The sequence below is a fragment of the Crinalium epipsammum PCC 9333 genome, from assembly GCF_000317495.1.
GTDB classification, from domain to species: Bacteria; Cyanobacteriota; Cyanobacteriia; order Cyanobacteriales; family PCC-9333; genus Crinalium; species Crinalium epipsammum.
Genome location: NC_019733.1, coordinates 41,383 through 54,978 on the forward strand (window position 1 = coordinate 41,383; position 13,596 = coordinate 54,978).

General features: G+C 40.2%; 9 protein-coding genes and 3 pseudogenes. 2 read left to right on the top strand and 10 right to left on the bottom strand.

From position 1 onward, the window contains the following. Positions 1–58: 58 nt before the first annotated feature. A complete protein-coding gene (locus tag CRI9333_RS23255; RefSeq protein ID WP_015179948.1) occupies positions 59–817 on the bottom strand; it encodes a cyclase family protein in 759 nt (252 codons plus the stop codon). A 54-nt stretch (positions 818–871) separates the two neighbouring features. Further along, on the bottom strand, positions 872–4,186 hold the full coding sequence (locus tag CRI9333_RS23260) for a type I polyketide synthase (RefSeq protein ID WP_015179949.1): 3,315 nt from the start codon (positions 4,184–4,186) through the stop codon (positions 872–874). 361 nt (positions 4,187–4,547) lie between these two features. Between CRI9333_RS23260 and CRI9333_RS28450 the strand changes: the two are divergent. Then, a pseudogene (locus CRI9333_RS28450) lies at positions 4,548–4,739 on the top strand (transposase); the annotation flags it as partial. 20 nt (positions 4,740–4,759) lie between these two features. Here CRI9333_RS28450 and CRI9333_RS23270 read toward each other — a convergent pair. Continuing rightward, a pseudogene (locus tag CRI9333_RS23270) lies at positions 4,760–5,866 on the bottom strand (IS630 family transposase). Between the two features lie 59 nt (positions 5,867–5,925). Between CRI9333_RS23270 and CRI9333_RS23275 the strand changes: the two are divergent. Beyond that, a pseudogene (locus CRI9333_RS23275) lies at positions 5,926–6,270 on the top strand (transposase); the annotation flags it as partial. 483 nt (positions 6,271–6,753) lie between these two features. Here the strand turns inward: CRI9333_RS23275 and CRI9333_RS25285 are convergent. From CRI9333_RS25285 to CRI9333_RS23310, 7 genes are all read right to left on the bottom strand, one after another. Next, positions 6,754–10,164 carry a zinc-ribbon domain-containing protein gene (locus tag CRI9333_RS25285; protein WP_015179950.1) on the bottom strand — a complete coding sequence of 1,137 codons (3,411 nt, stop codon included), beginning with the start codon at positions 10,162–10,164 and terminating at the stop codon, positions 6,754–6,756. A 749-nt stretch (positions 10,165–10,913) separates the two neighbouring features. Beyond that, on the bottom strand, positions 10,914–11,219 hold the full coding sequence (locus CRI9333_RS23285) for a hypothetical protein (protein ID WP_015179951.1): 306 nt from the start codon (positions 11,217–11,219) through the stop codon (positions 10,914–10,916). Positions 11,220–11,270: 51 nt separating this feature from the next. Beyond that, the gene (locus CRI9333_RS23290) at positions 11,271–11,936 is read right to left on the bottom strand and encodes a hypothetical protein (protein WP_015179952.1); all 666 of its coding nucleotides are present in this window, start codon (positions 11,934–11,936) and stop codon (positions 11,271–11,273) included. After that, on the bottom strand, positions 11,924–12,190 hold the full coding sequence (locus CRI9333_RS23295) for a hypothetical protein (RefSeq protein ID WP_015179953.1): 267 nt from the start codon (positions 12,188–12,190) through the stop codon (positions 11,924–11,926). Before CRI9333_RS23295 ends, CRI9333_RS23290 begins: the two co-directional genes overlap by 13 nt. A 56-nt stretch (positions 12,191–12,246) precedes the next feature. After that, positions 12,247–12,753, bottom strand: coding sequence for a hypothetical protein (locus CRI9333_RS23300; RefSeq protein ID WP_015179954.1), 507 nt, complete (start codon positions 12,751–12,753; stop codon positions 12,247–12,249). A gap of 15 nt (positions 12,754–12,768) precedes the next feature. Next, complete coding sequence (locus CRI9333_RS23305) at positions 12,769–13,254, bottom strand: hypothetical protein (RefSeq protein WP_015179955.1); 486 nt, start codon at positions 13,252–13,254, stop codon at positions 12,769–12,771. Further along, positions 13,254–13,478, bottom strand: a complete 225-nt coding sequence (locus tag CRI9333_RS23310) for a hypothetical protein (RefSeq protein WP_015179956.1) — start codon at positions 13,476–13,478, stop codon at positions 13,254–13,256. Before CRI9333_RS23310 ends, CRI9333_RS23305 begins: the two co-directional genes overlap by 1 nt. Positions 13,479–13,596: the final 118 nt, after the last annotated feature.

Genomic DNA, 13,596 nt, shown 5'->3' on the forward strand with positions numbered 1-13,596 from the left:
TAATTGATATGTTAACAATAAACCCACTTTAAATTTAAATTGATGATATTAACATTTTTTAAACATTAATAATGGCAACAACCCGACTCCAGCCAGCTCCACAATTACGAATCTTAATTGGAAAACAAGCTACAGTAAACCCCGTATTTAAAGGAATTTTGTCGAGATTAGCCAGTCTTTCAATTTGACAGTATTCCTTTTCTCTCCCATATATGTGAGCAGGCCACAAACAAGCAGACTGTTGTTTTTTTTTGTATTCTGACAGCATCGCATGAAACGGTGCATCAAATCCGAAGCTATCTATTCCGATGACTTTAACACCGCGTACAACTAACCATTCAGTCGCTTCACGAGTTACACCACGAAAGTTGGTAAAGTATTCAGCTTTTTTCCAATACTTATCGGCTCCAGTCCGTAATAGTACGATATCAAAGGGTTTAATATCGTAGTTCATTCTTGTCAATTTTTGCTCTATTTCCGCAGCAGTTATTGGTTCGTTAACAGGTTCTTCTGAACAGTCAATCAATACCCCATCATGGAAAAACCAGTCAAGGGGTAAATCTTCAATTGTTTTAGCAGTTTGCCCTTCGCATAGAGGGCCATAATGAGCGGGAGCATCTATATGAGTTCCAGAATGGGTTGTCAATTTAACAAACTCAATGGATAACCCCATACTAGAGGGAAATGCCGTGCGATCTATTCCTGCGGGTTTGCCTAGCAAATCTGCCCCTTGTTCGTGATTCACATATTCGATTTCAACGGGAACAGGTTCACCCTCTGTATACTCCATCGTCACACTAAGATCAATCAGTTGCATAACTCCTCGCGTTCTTTTAATTTTTCAATTAAATAGCTAAAAAATTGCTAAAAATCATAAATTTTCCCAACTGATTTCGCTGATAATTTGCTCCGTAAGATGAGTAATGCTAATGCCTCCAAGTAAGTGCTTTACCTGAATATCTATTCCTAGTTTTTGTTTAATTTTTTCCCGTAATTCCATTGCTGAAAGAGACTCTAATCCCAATTCAGTCAAAGTAAGATTTACTGGCAATTGAGTCTGATTTATACCAAGAATCTTTAACATTTGAGATTGAAGATAGTTGTTTAAAAGTGGATAACGATCGCTATTAGATGCTTTCAACTGTTGCAAAACATTTGATTGTTGAATCGCTGCGATATCTAAAGAATTTTCTTGCTTTAAGCCTTTATTTTTAGTTGAATTTTGCCCTCTATTTATTTGGGAATTTGTTTCTTGCAAATCAAAATCAGTTTCTGTTTCTTCCAGCAGTAATTCAATGAGTTCTTGACGCTGTTGCTCCAAAAGTTTGACTAATTTAGTGGAAAGCATTTTTTTACCTTTCTTGGAATTAACCTCATTTGACTTCAATTGAGTAATTATTTGTTCAGATGCAGGTGGATGATTGTTGTCGTTGTCAGTTTCTAACCAATAGCGTTGACGTTGGAACGGATAGGTCGGTAAAACTACCCGATATCGCAGATAATCTTTGTCAAAGCCAGACCAATCCACTTTCACCCCACTTACATACAACTGTCCCAAAGTCTGCAATAGTATTTGCCAATCAGCTTGTCCTGGGCGTAAGCTAGGTAGCCAGGTTCCAAAATTTTCTGGTAAACATTGATGTCCCATTCCTAATAAAGTTGGCTTAGAGCCACACTCTAGAAATACTTCATAACCGAGCTTATACAGAGTGTTTATACCCGCTAAAAAGTTTACGGGTGAAAGGATGTGACGACACCAATATTCCGGAGTAGCTATATCGTTTGCGATCGCGTTTCCAGTAAGATTAGAAACCATACTAATCTTTGGTGGCGAATAAGATATCTCGTTAGCTACTTTTAAAAAGTCTGTGATTATTGGCTTCATTAGCGGTGAGTGGAAAGCATGGGAAACCTGCAATTGCTTTATTTTGATTCCTTCAGCCTCAAACTTCGCGCTCACAGCTTTAACTGCTTGCTCCTCCCCAGAAATAACAGTGCTTTCTAGTCCGTTAATCGCAGCGATGGATACCTTTGGGGCATACTCTTCTATGGCAGCAGTTATCTGCTCTTGGGAAGCCATGAGTGCTACCATTATGCCCTCTTTTGGTAACTGCTGCATCAGATGGGCGCGTGCAGCAATCAATTTCAGACCATCTTCAAGTGAGAAAACTCCCGCTACACAAGCAGCGACATATTCTCCTACACTGTGACCCATGACTACAGCCGGAGTAATGCCCCAAGACTGCCACAAACAATACAAAGCATATTCGATGGCAAACAAAGCAGGTTGAGTATAAGCTGTTTCATCTAGAGGCGAGTTTGCACCAGGTTGAGGATAAATAATGTCAAGTAATGATTTTTTTAAATAAGGCTGTAAAATGCGATCGCACTGTTCAAGAGCTTTCCTAAAAGTAGGTTGCGTCTTGTAAAGTTCCCATCCCATCTCAATATACTGAGAGCCTTGCCCAGTGAACAAAAAGGCAATTTTAGATGGTTCTGGATTACTGATGAAGCTACTGACAACCCCCACAGCTTCTTCCTCTCGATAGAAGCTTGCTAACTTAGTTTCAATTTCCTCCACAGAAGCTCCCACAATACTTACGCGGTGCTGTAAGTGGAGCCTTCCTGTATTAGCTGTAAAGCAAATATCAGCCAGTGATTGTTCTTGATTAACACTTAGATATTGACGATATCGATTTGCTAACTGAAGAAGTGCGCTCGAACTTTTTGCAGATATAACTAGAATATGCTCTGGACGTTTCCACTCAGAAATAATAGGTTTTAGTTCTGGAGCTTCTTGTACCAACATACAGGAATTAGTTCCACTGATACCAAAGCAATTCAGCGCGGCAATATGTGGACGGGATTGAGGCCAAGATGCAATTTGAGTAGGAATTTTTACAGCAGTTTCTTTCCAGTCAAGGCAGGGATTAATTTCCTTAATATTGATCTGAGGTGCAATTTCTTGATTTTGAAGAGATAATACTAACTTAATTAAAGATGCAATACCGCTCGCTGGTTCTGGATGCCCAATATTAGCCTTGCATGAACCAACCATTATAGGGGATTCCTGAGAGTGGTAAAGTCCAAAAACCTGTTCAATAGTCGTCAACTCTGTTGCATCACCAACTGCGGTTCCTGTACCATGAGCTTCAAAATAACTAACTTCAGAGGGATGAATGTTAGTTTGAGTTAGGACGCGATTTAATAATGCTTGCTGTGATTTCCCATTAGGAGCAGAAAAACTGTAGCTCGCCCCATCTTGATTAACACCACTACCGCGAATAACCGCTAAAATATTGTCTCTGTCAGCCAGAGCATCGGATAGACGTTTGAGAACGACAATACCACAGCCTTCGGCTCTGACATAACCATCTGCACTAGCATCAAATACTTTGCAATGGGTATCCAACGTTAGTATTCTGCCTTTGTAAGTGTAGACATGAACTGTGGGATCGAGGATGAGGTTAACTCCTCCTGCCAGAGCCATCTCACACTCACGCTGACGCAAGCTCATACAGGCTTGGTGGATAGCAACTGACGAGGAGGAGCAAGCTGTATCAATAGTCATAGCAGGCCCCGTCAGCCCCCAAGTGTAGGAGATCCGTCCTGATGCTGCGTAGGATTTAACTCCGGTCACAAAAAACAACTCATGTTGTTTGTTTAGCTCCGGTGGTCGTTTTTGAATAACATCGTTGTAATCTTCACAGGTAAGACCAATGAAAACACCAGTGGAACTACCTGCCAATCTATCTGGTACGTGTCCAGATCTTTCTAAAGCTTCCCAACTAACTTCCAACAGTAAGCGATGTTGAGGGTCAATTGCACCTGCTTCTCGAGGAGAAATTCTAAAAAAATCCGCGTCGAATTGGTCAATATCTTTGAGAAAATAGCCATAACGCAGAGGCATTTTACCTGGAACAGTTGGATCTTGATCGTAATAATTTTTGATGTTCCAACGCTCATCAGGTATTTTACTTGCTGAATTAGTACCAGAGCGGAGTAACTGCCAAAAACTTTCGGGATCATCAGCCCCAGGAAAGCGGCAACTCATACCAATAATTGCAATAGGTTCAGTCTTTTCTTGCTCTAGCTTGTGTAATTGAGTTTCAAGCTGCTGAATATTTAAACCTGAGTTTTTTAAGTCGGAATGAAGATTTAAGTTACTTTCAAATTGATTTATCATTATCTATTAATTTTGAGCTAATAAATTTATGTAAAATTTGTAGCAAAAGCTAATTATATCATTAAGTAAAAATTAATTTCACGAGGAGAGACAGATTACCTAAAAATTAACAGTTTGTTGCATTTTTTTTGTATGGATTTGCATCTATTAATATCTTCACCCAGGGCAAACGCATCAAATTTTGGCTCTTCCGTAGTTAGTATGCTAAAATATTATATTTATTCTAATTAGTTTGATTGACAAATAAAAAGGTTAATGACAAAACTGCTGGGTTTACCTGGCGTGATAGTAGAGGATAGCATGGAGACAGAATCAACAATAATTTTATCAGTAAGAGCCAGCAGTAAAACAGCAATTTGCTCTGTACTGTGGTCAAGTGAGCCGTCGTCTTCCTGAACGAACACAGTCAGTGATTAAAGAAGTGATGCTGAAATGGGGAGAAAAAGTATTGTATCAGATCAAAGAAGTAAGTATGGATATGACTGGTAACTATAAATCTTGGGTGAGCCAACTATGCCCAAATGCTGATGTAACGATAGATAGATTTTATGTTTAGCTGCTACGCAGCTAAATTTAATAAATAGCGTTACCTTTGTTTTTAATCTTACGTTCCCATTTAATAACAAGACCTCCTTCGTTTAACAATGTATTTAACAATTTTTCTAGCTGTTCTACTGACTCGAATAGTCTATGAGCTATATATTCTTTCGCAGAATGCCAAACTAATTCAATTAGATTATAGTCTGGGCTATATGGCGGTAAAAACTCCAAAACGATATTGGACATTTCTGTAGCAATTTTTTCTAAAATATTTTTTCTTTTGTGGAAGCTGGCATTGTCCAAAACAATGATTATTTTTGCAGAACACTTAGTAAATTTTTCAGGTTGATTTCCTTGCTCTATCCATTCTTGCAATAACAAACTATTCAATAGTTGTATCTGTTCGTAAAATGTATCCGCATTTCATTTTTTAATAACAAAATTAATTCTCTTTTTGTCGTGATAACGCAATCCTCCCATAATATTCACTCTTCCTCTTCTTCTTTGTCCCGTCACCTTCTTCCTGTGACCTTTCTTTCCCCAAGTTTTTCTTCTTATCACTCTTAAACTAAAACCACTTTCGTCCCAGAACCATACCTGTAAACGCTCTGGGGTGGCAAGCGTTATTTTTAAATATTCCGCTAATTTTTCTTTAAATACTTTACGCTTTTCAGGATTTTGTTTGTCCTCTAGGCTGTATTTTGCCCACAGGTAAACGTACTTTTTTCTTTCTAATCTTCTCCTCACTTGAGAACCACTTAACTTAATTCCTGTTGCTTGTTCCAGGTAAGTCGCTAGTCTTGCTGCTGTCCATCTCCAAAATTCATATCCATCTTCTGCTGGCTCTTTTTCAACAACTTCTAATAATAAGTTTTCATATTCTTGGGTAATTTTAGTAAAATTACCTGCTCTTCTTCCATCTAAAAAGCTTTCTAGTTGATCTGGGTCGCCATGCACCGCCCAATATGCTACTGTTGGATATGCTATCTGTAAAAAATTACTGATTTCTTGGTAAGTTTTCCCCTCATTCATTAATAATAAAATCAGAACCTTCTCTCTTACATAGGGATTTTCATGCTCTTTTAAGATTTTTAGTAGCCGTTCTCTCTGTTCTTGAGAAAGATGGTTTTTGGCTGGCATATATAGCTGTAATAGCTTATTTGATTATTTTGACATTATACAATCAAGCTGCGTAGCAGCTTACCAAGATGGTTCACGAAGAGTTAAATCAGGCGAAAATTGAGCAAAAGAAAGCAGCAGAATCGCTAAATATAAAAGAAAGAGCTAAATTATTTAGTAGTTTAAAGGGTAGTAAATATACATTGATGAAAGCTGAAAAAAACTTATCTCAAAAACAGGAAAAAAAAATACTAAAAGTAAAAAACGCTTCACCTAATATCGCAATTATGCACTCTTTAAAGGAAGAGTTTCACTATTTGTTTGAAAATAATAAAAATTTAGGTCAGGGAACTCTAGAACTAATTGATTGGTTGAAAAAGGCAGAACCTTACTATAAAAAGAGTGTCACAACGATTAAACGCTGGCACTTCTGAATTAGAGCTTAATTTTTCGCACATGATTCTCAACTATTGAAGTGTACCAATATCTGATTATTTCTGATCAGTTATAAACTTTGCACAAGTCATTCATTGGGATCAAGTTAACTAACACCCACAGTGGCAACTGCTAACAATAGGCATCACCGTGCCAAAACGGGAAAATTGTACGCTAAGGCTGAAAGTCTTTCCCCGTCTTACTTGTAGAAATTATTATTCTTGCAAGGTGCAGAGTATAGGGTATACTCTGCACCTTGATAGTGGGGTCAAATTAACGTATTTTCAGGGCTTAGGATTTGATGCCGATTTCTTAACGTACAATTTTCCTCTTTCGGCACGGTGATGCCCAATAGGGCTATCGCCCTTTAGGAATTAAAGACGATGGGGAAAATGGAGTCTATTTTCAAGAGTGTCAGTTATTAAAACAGCTTTCACTATTTTAATAACTGACAGTATTACTAACACCTAGTACTAAAATTGGATGTTGATACCGCTAGGTAAACGTTCCGACTTAAGTGCGTGAATGTGTGTAAAAATCCACCGCTCTTCAACACTAATAATCTTAAAACCATTAGCTGACAAATCAGCACAAAACTGCTCCTTATTTCCAAACCTAGAATGTGGCTCGATAATGTGTAACTGCCCGTCAAGCTTGAGAGTGCGATACGCCTCCAATATATAATCAGTAAAATTTGATCCCATCAGCGACAAGCAGAAAATAGCTACATCCAACGTCTTGTCGGCTAACGGTAATGAAGCCAAATCACAAGCAATAACTTGCTCGTTAATAGCAACGTGGTCGAAACTGTAAACTTTATGCTTATCTCCAACATGAGACGCTAACAAAGCCTCACCACAACCAAAATCACCAATACAGTAACCGCTACGATGACTACACCAGTCAATCATTTCCATATATGGAATAACTGTCCAATCTGCACGTGCTTCCCTGTAATAAGCGTGATACTGCATCCACTCTTCTGGATTAGACTGCAAGCGAACGTGAGTATTTTCGCTTTTCGTTTGGTTCCACAGGCGGTTCAGAGAAGAGAAATCGCTTTTTCGTCGTTGTAATTTCTCTACTTCCTCATCCTCTGGTAACGGGACTACAATCACAGAGCGGTCAATAACCTTAACCCCAGTTTCCAGTTTCTGCAACCAACCCAAGACATCACTATAAGCTTGGGCAGGTGTCCGTAAATGCCCCTCTGGAACCACCCCATCTACCGCAGCATCAGCAAGAGACTTTTTAAACTGCAACCGTTGCATCTTTGAATCGCACCACGACCACCTAGTTCCGTTAACATCGGCATAAGTTAACGGAATTACCACCGTTACCTGCTCATGACGTTGCCCTGGACGAATCAGACGACCATTAAGCTGCTCGAATTCCGCATAAGTCCAAGGTAAGACATTAATAATCAATCGGTTACAAACAGCTTGGAATCCATCTATCCCAACGCTAATAATATCCGAGGCAATCAATACGTCAGTATCGCCATAAAGAAAGCTGTCCCGCCCAGATTTATCTTCACCTGTATAGAATCCAACTTTCCAACCATCCCAAATCAGCGCATCTCTGAGTATCTTGGCAATTCCTTGAATTAAAGGAGTATAGATAATGGTCTTTTTACGGACGTTTTCTCTAATCACAGGCAGTCGGGCGCGGGTGAGAATTTTCTCTAATTCCAGTATGCTGTCCTGCTTTTGTAGCAACCGCACAGAGTCCAAAAATTCAGCACAATCTACGGGGATTTCTTCTACTTCTAGCTTATAATCCACGCTATACTTGGGCATCCAGCGTATACCCAAGGAAACGAGACGCTGGTGCAGCTTCATGCAGTTGGATACCGTTGGCTTAGTATCGAGTTCAGAATGGGAGAAACCTGTTACCATTTCGACTAAGTTCTTCCCTTCTTCTAAGTTGTTGATAACTGGCGTGGCTGACATAGCTAGAACGTGCAAACCAGGATGGCGCTCACCTGCGTTATAAAGCAGTGCTTGTACCATCTGCCTACGTTGCGACAGTTTAGTAGATTCGCGCTGCTTGACAAACTGAATTTCGTCAATAACGATTAAATCTATCGGCAAATCGTTATTGAGTAATAAGCGTATGTTTGTAGCAGATTTATCCTGCTGGAACATCTCGTAGTTAAGAATCAGGTAGCGACCGTTGTTAGATGCACCCCAGTCTGGTGTAAAAGTCTTGGTACGCACCACGCTATCTGGAAAAGCATTGAGAATCGCCCTCTCCCAATCAATGACTACGCTATTAGGGCAGCAGATAATAGTAAAATTCGCTCTTATTACTCGGCTAGCAAGTATAGCACCGAATGTTTTGCCAGTACCTGCTCCAGACAAATTGCCAATGCGCTTGTACTTGCTTAATTTTACCGCCGTAAGCCGTTGCATTAAGTTTGGTTCAACAATTAAGCCATCAATGCGGAAGTTGTAACCATCTGGCAATTCGAGTTGACTCGCTTGATTATATTCATCAAGGAAATACGTTTTGACCATTTCTGCATAGCCAGAACCTGTATACTTCTGTGCTTGAGCAACAGCCTCTGCTGGATTAACAAAAGCGTGTTTCCAAATTTTATCCAAAGCTGATGCCCTTAAAAATTCTACAGCTAATGAATCTCCGTCAGAAGTAATTAGGTGATTTAATGATTCTAAAACTGATAAAGTTTCTACTACTGGTAAAGTATCGGATGCTTCGGGTGAAGTGATTTCTGCGATTAATTCATCCGATGCCTCAATATTATCAACAACTTGCTCATCGGCGGATAGTGCTTCTAAAGAAAGCTCTTTATCTTGTAAGAAATCATCAACAAGTGATGGCTCGTCGTTAACAAATTTGTTGATTTCGGATATAGGGAATTTCCCTGTGGCGAGCGCCTTTAAAAACCCCTTACTCTTACCTTGGGCATGAAGTATGCCATTTTGTTGAAATACCAGGTAAAGTTCTGCTGGGGTGAAGGTATCTAGATAAGGAATTAACGAGCGGACAAAAGATTTAATCACTCCCACTGTCCACCCGTTCTTACAACCAGGGCAACCACTATTAAGCCGTGTTCTGGTATGAATACAAGCACACCATTCGTGATTTTTATTGATGGGACAAAGCCACCATGCTGGTTGTCTGGCACCTGGTACAACTTCTGATGGGGTGAGCGGTTGGTTTAAAGTTGGATGCCATTGTGCTGCTATTTCTGGATATAAACTAGCGAGTGAGCCCTTTTTAGATGGCTTTCTGCCTGCACAATACGGACACCCTTGCCCTTTGGTTCTTCCTCGAACATCAGTTTTCCACTCGTGGTCTTCATCTTTGGGGCATTTCCACCATGCTTTCTGACCCGACCCTGCTACGACTTCTGATAGCTTTTTGGGAGCGTTTTTAGTCGGATGCCATTGTGCTGCTATTTCTGGATGTTTACGGACGAGTGAGTTAGTTCCAGATGCCTTTCTGCCTGCACAATACGGGCATTTATTTCCTTTCGTCCTTTTAACAATAGAAGCTTGCCACTCGTGGTCTTCCCCTTTGGGACATTTCCACCATACTTTCTGACCCGACCCTGCTACGACTTCTGATAGCTTTTTGGGAGCGTTTAAAGTCGGATGCCATTGTGCCGCTATTTCTGGATGTTTACGGACGAGTGAGTTAGTTCCAGATGCCCTTCTGTTGCTGCAAAACGGGCAGGCAAATTTTTTGGCTTGATGGGAAATTCGTGCTTGCCATACGTGATCGGGTTCATTTTTACACCACAACCATACATTCCTTTCTGAACCTGCTGTCACTTGATCTGGCTTGAGGTTGCCGTTTTTAGTTGGATGCCATTGTGCTACTAGATGGGGATGAGTAACTGATAGGGGAAGAGTCATAATTAACGCCTATGTACGCGCGTTGGATACTAGAATAAAAACCACCCTACTGCTAGAGTTGAGTGGTAATTCATGGAAAAATTCCCTTGATTAAAAAGGGTAGTTGTGCTTTAATGGTTATTTGTCAAATTTTGGCACTCGAATTATTAATGCACACTTGCTCTTATTAAAAGTTTTGATTTAGAAATTTTTAATCTTTAATTACTCGACAAACTGAGAACTTTGGGTCTGCATTGAACAACATTTGATCTAACCCTCTCGGATTTTGAGTAACCACTGTGAAAGAAGTGACGCTTATTGTTGAGGGTGACTGTATCAATTGAATCTGAGTTTTCTGGGTACAGAAAAATTGAATAGAATTTCAATGGGTCAGGGCTATCGCCCTTGATGAATTAGATGCAATGGGGAAGCATAGAGTCTATTTTATTCCTATCCTCAGTATTCAAACAGCTTTCAATATTTTAATAACTTCCAGTGTCGCAACAGTTTAAACTACGACAAACAGTTGTAATTCAAAAGTTATACACTTAAAACTATTACAAACAGTTTGTTTTCTTGACAGCAGCTTTCAATATTAAAAACTATTTTCAGTATTTTGAACAGTTTTTAATAGCACAACAGTTTTCACTCTTGACAGCAATTTTTAGTAATCAACGCTTTCTTCGTTTAAAAAAGTTAAAACAATTAACCCCTTGCTGAGAGCAGGGGTTAAATAGTACAGTGTCTAGCTAATTAATTCTGGTACAGAACTAGCTAACGATTCCCATCAGGGAAAAGTAACCTTTTAAAATTATCAGGCATCTCTCAAAGTCTGAAAGAATTAAGTCTGCCAATGCTAGTGCCAATTTATGGTGACGTAAAGGTGGAGAATAGCTTCGACCTGATGCGAACCAAGAAGATACTGTGCTTTCGTCGCAGTCACATATTTCTGCCATGAATGCTTGAGTGACATCCCATTTACTTATAAATTCTTGAGGTGTCATTAGTATTTCAGAGTGGATAAAAGCGAAAATTCGTTGCCATTGTTGTTCCGAAACAGGTAATGGTCTGTGCATATATTTCCTCAATTGTCTGTGTGGCATTCTGGTTAATAATTAAGGTCGCAATTACCAACCTTCTTGCTGTCCTAACTGCAACAGAGATTCAAGTGCTGCCTTCCCTTCTTTGAATCGCCTACCTCCCAAACCAAGTACCGATTCAATGATTTCTGTATCACTTACACCTTGCTGTTTCAGGTTACTTACAGCTAAGTACAAACTGCGGTAGCCCTCCACTTCCAGCACTTCCGAGTTTTGGGAAGTTGAGGAAGTTGAATCGGTAAGTCTTGAATCAGGGTTTGAATCAGAGGTTGAATCAGTGCTTGAATCAGTGCTTGAATCGGCAGGCTGCGGGACTTGAATCGTTTGAATCGGTGGTCTAGATGTTGGCGAAAGCGCAAGCTGATTCCACTGTTGTTCCTGTTGATACTGACTAGCCGCTAACTGTGTGAGAAAGTCGTTTTTCTCAGCTTGATTTATAGCTTGAATCAGTGGATTAATGCGGTTGATTTGATGACCGCAAATAACAGAAGTGACACCGCAGCCAAGAGTTGTTATTAGTGATAAGTAGCGCCAAAAGATATTGATTTTATCCTTTGAACTAGACCAAATAAAAGGACTAGCAGACCAAATCAATAAACCTGCTACTGATGATATACTGCCAATTAATAGCAGTAAGGAATGATTCTGACGTAGCTGGTTTTGAGGGGAATTGATACTAATCAATCTATCCATTGAATCACCCCGCCAACAATCAAAACCGCAATTACAGAAATTAACGCACCGATGTAATTTTGGTAGCTCAGTCCTAGAACTGAACAAAAGAAATCATCTGCAACACCAGCCACTATTAAAAGTAGAGATGCAGCAACACTTAACCAAAAGCCGTATGGTTGTAAGTTGGCAAATGCACGGCTTGAATATGAGAATAAACCTGTAATTGATATGCCAATCAAAAAGTATCCAACTAACTCAAATGCTTTACCCACCTTGCTACTCCTGCTAAAATGGGCGTGAGCTAAAAACTCACGCCAAAAGTTAATAGTTATGCGCCGTAAGATTCTTTGATTTTGGCGATCGCATCAACAGCAGTTTTATCCGCTACTTCTACTCGTTGGTGCATTTGGGCATAGTCGGGACGTGACGAGTGAATCTGTTCAGCTAGTTGGGTATTAGATTTGAGTCTTGCTACTTCGTTTTGAGCGACCTTACCCTGGTAGCCACGATGCAGTTGATGAACAACACGATCTGAAGTATCCACACTTTTTAAAGCCTTGTAAGCTTTCTTTGTGTGTTCTGTCATTTCGCGTTTTTGTGTGGCTAGATTCTGCAATGCTCCGGCTTCTGTTGCTGTAAAATAACGAGGTTTGGGTACTACTGGAGCAGTGCGAATACTTGAGAAATCAACATTGTGTGGGTTGATTGCACTTGAATCCGTAGCAGCTAACGCTTTGTCCACGCCTATAGCTAATTCACCTTTGCTACCTTTAGCCAGTTGTCCTGGTGCATCGGTATTGACCTTGCCACCAAACAGCTTTTCCATTAAGCCCATGATTTTTCTCCTTAGTTATTGATTTGATTCGGGTAAAGATGCTGGAAAATTACCAGCGATTAATGCTGCTGGGTCACAAGGTTTCAAACCTAAATCCATCAGCAAGGTTACGCACTCGCTAGAAGTAATTGGTTTAGCAAAGGTAGTTGGCACACCTTCTCGCAATTCTTCAATTACCAGTTCCCTCAGCAAAGGCAAGGCTTGAGCAGCTATACCCTTGGCTAGTGGCTGGAGCATTGTTTTAATTGAATCGGTTGCTGATTGCTGTTGAATCGGTTGCTGATTCATCGTTGAATCGGGTACTGATTCAGATGTCGATTCAGCTATCGCTTTAAGTTCTGCTAGTCCCGATTCAGTCCAGAAGATTTGATTTTGTTGAGTAACCCAGTGCGTACCTTCGAGCAGTCGTTCAACAAAGGTGCGGTTTTTCCAGGTTTTGATGGTGTTTGGGTTGATGCCGAGCATCTTCCCCGCGTCGGTAGTGGAATAAATATCAGCCATTAGCGCCGCCCCTCGATAAAACCTGCAAGCCTACCAGCACAAACATCTTTATCTGTTTGCAGTTGAGCGATTTTCTGCTGCTGTAAGTTGTCAGCTTGTTGCAATACTGCAAGCTGGTTACTGTTCCAGGCGTGTTGCAGAACGTTTAGAGCGAGACTGCCTAGAAATAGAGGTATCAGCAGAGAGGCTGCGTTATCGCTGTTGGAGCTAGAGGAATCTTGCATGATTTCCTCCAAAGTGCGATCGCTCTAGTACTTTTTCCGTCATGATCAAATAGCTCCTATATATATGTGGAGTAAAGGCGGACGTTTAGCTGTGGAAGGTCGAACGTCCGCTTTGTTT

Excerpts from the sequence above, each read along its gene's own strand:
- CRI9333_RS23255 (WP_015179948.1), bottom strand. The coding sequence starts at position 817 with ATGCAACTGATTGATCTTAGTGTGACGATGGAGTATACAGAGGGTGAA.
- CRI9333_RS23300 (WP_015179954.1), bottom strand. The coding sequence starts at position 12,753 with ATGGGCTTAATGGAAAAGCTGTTTGGTGGCAAGGTCAATACCGATGCA.
- CRI9333_RS23260 (WP_015179949.1), bottom strand. The coding sequence starts at position 4,186 with ATGATAAATCAATTTGAAAGTAACTTAAATCTTCATTCCGACTTAAAA.
- CRI9333_RS25285 (WP_015179950.1), bottom strand. The coding sequence starts at position 10,164 with ATGACTCTTCCCCTATCAGTTACTCATCCCCATCTAGTAGCACAATGG.
- CRI9333_RS23310 (WP_015179956.1), bottom strand. The coding sequence starts at position 13,478 with ATGCAAGATTCCTCTAGCTCCAACAGCGATAACGCAGCCTCTCTGCTG.
- CRI9333_RS23290 (WP_015179952.1), bottom strand. The coding sequence starts at position 11,936 with ATGGATAGATTGATTAGTATCAATTCCCCTCAAAACCAGCTACGTCAG.
- CRI9333_RS23305 (WP_015179955.1), bottom strand. The coding sequence starts at position 13,254 with ATGGCTGATATTTATTCCACTACCGACGCGGGGAAGATGCTCGGCATC.
- CRI9333_RS23285 (WP_015179951.1), bottom strand. The coding sequence starts at position 11,219 with ATGCACAGACCATTACCTGTTTCGGAACAACAATGGCAACGAATTTTC.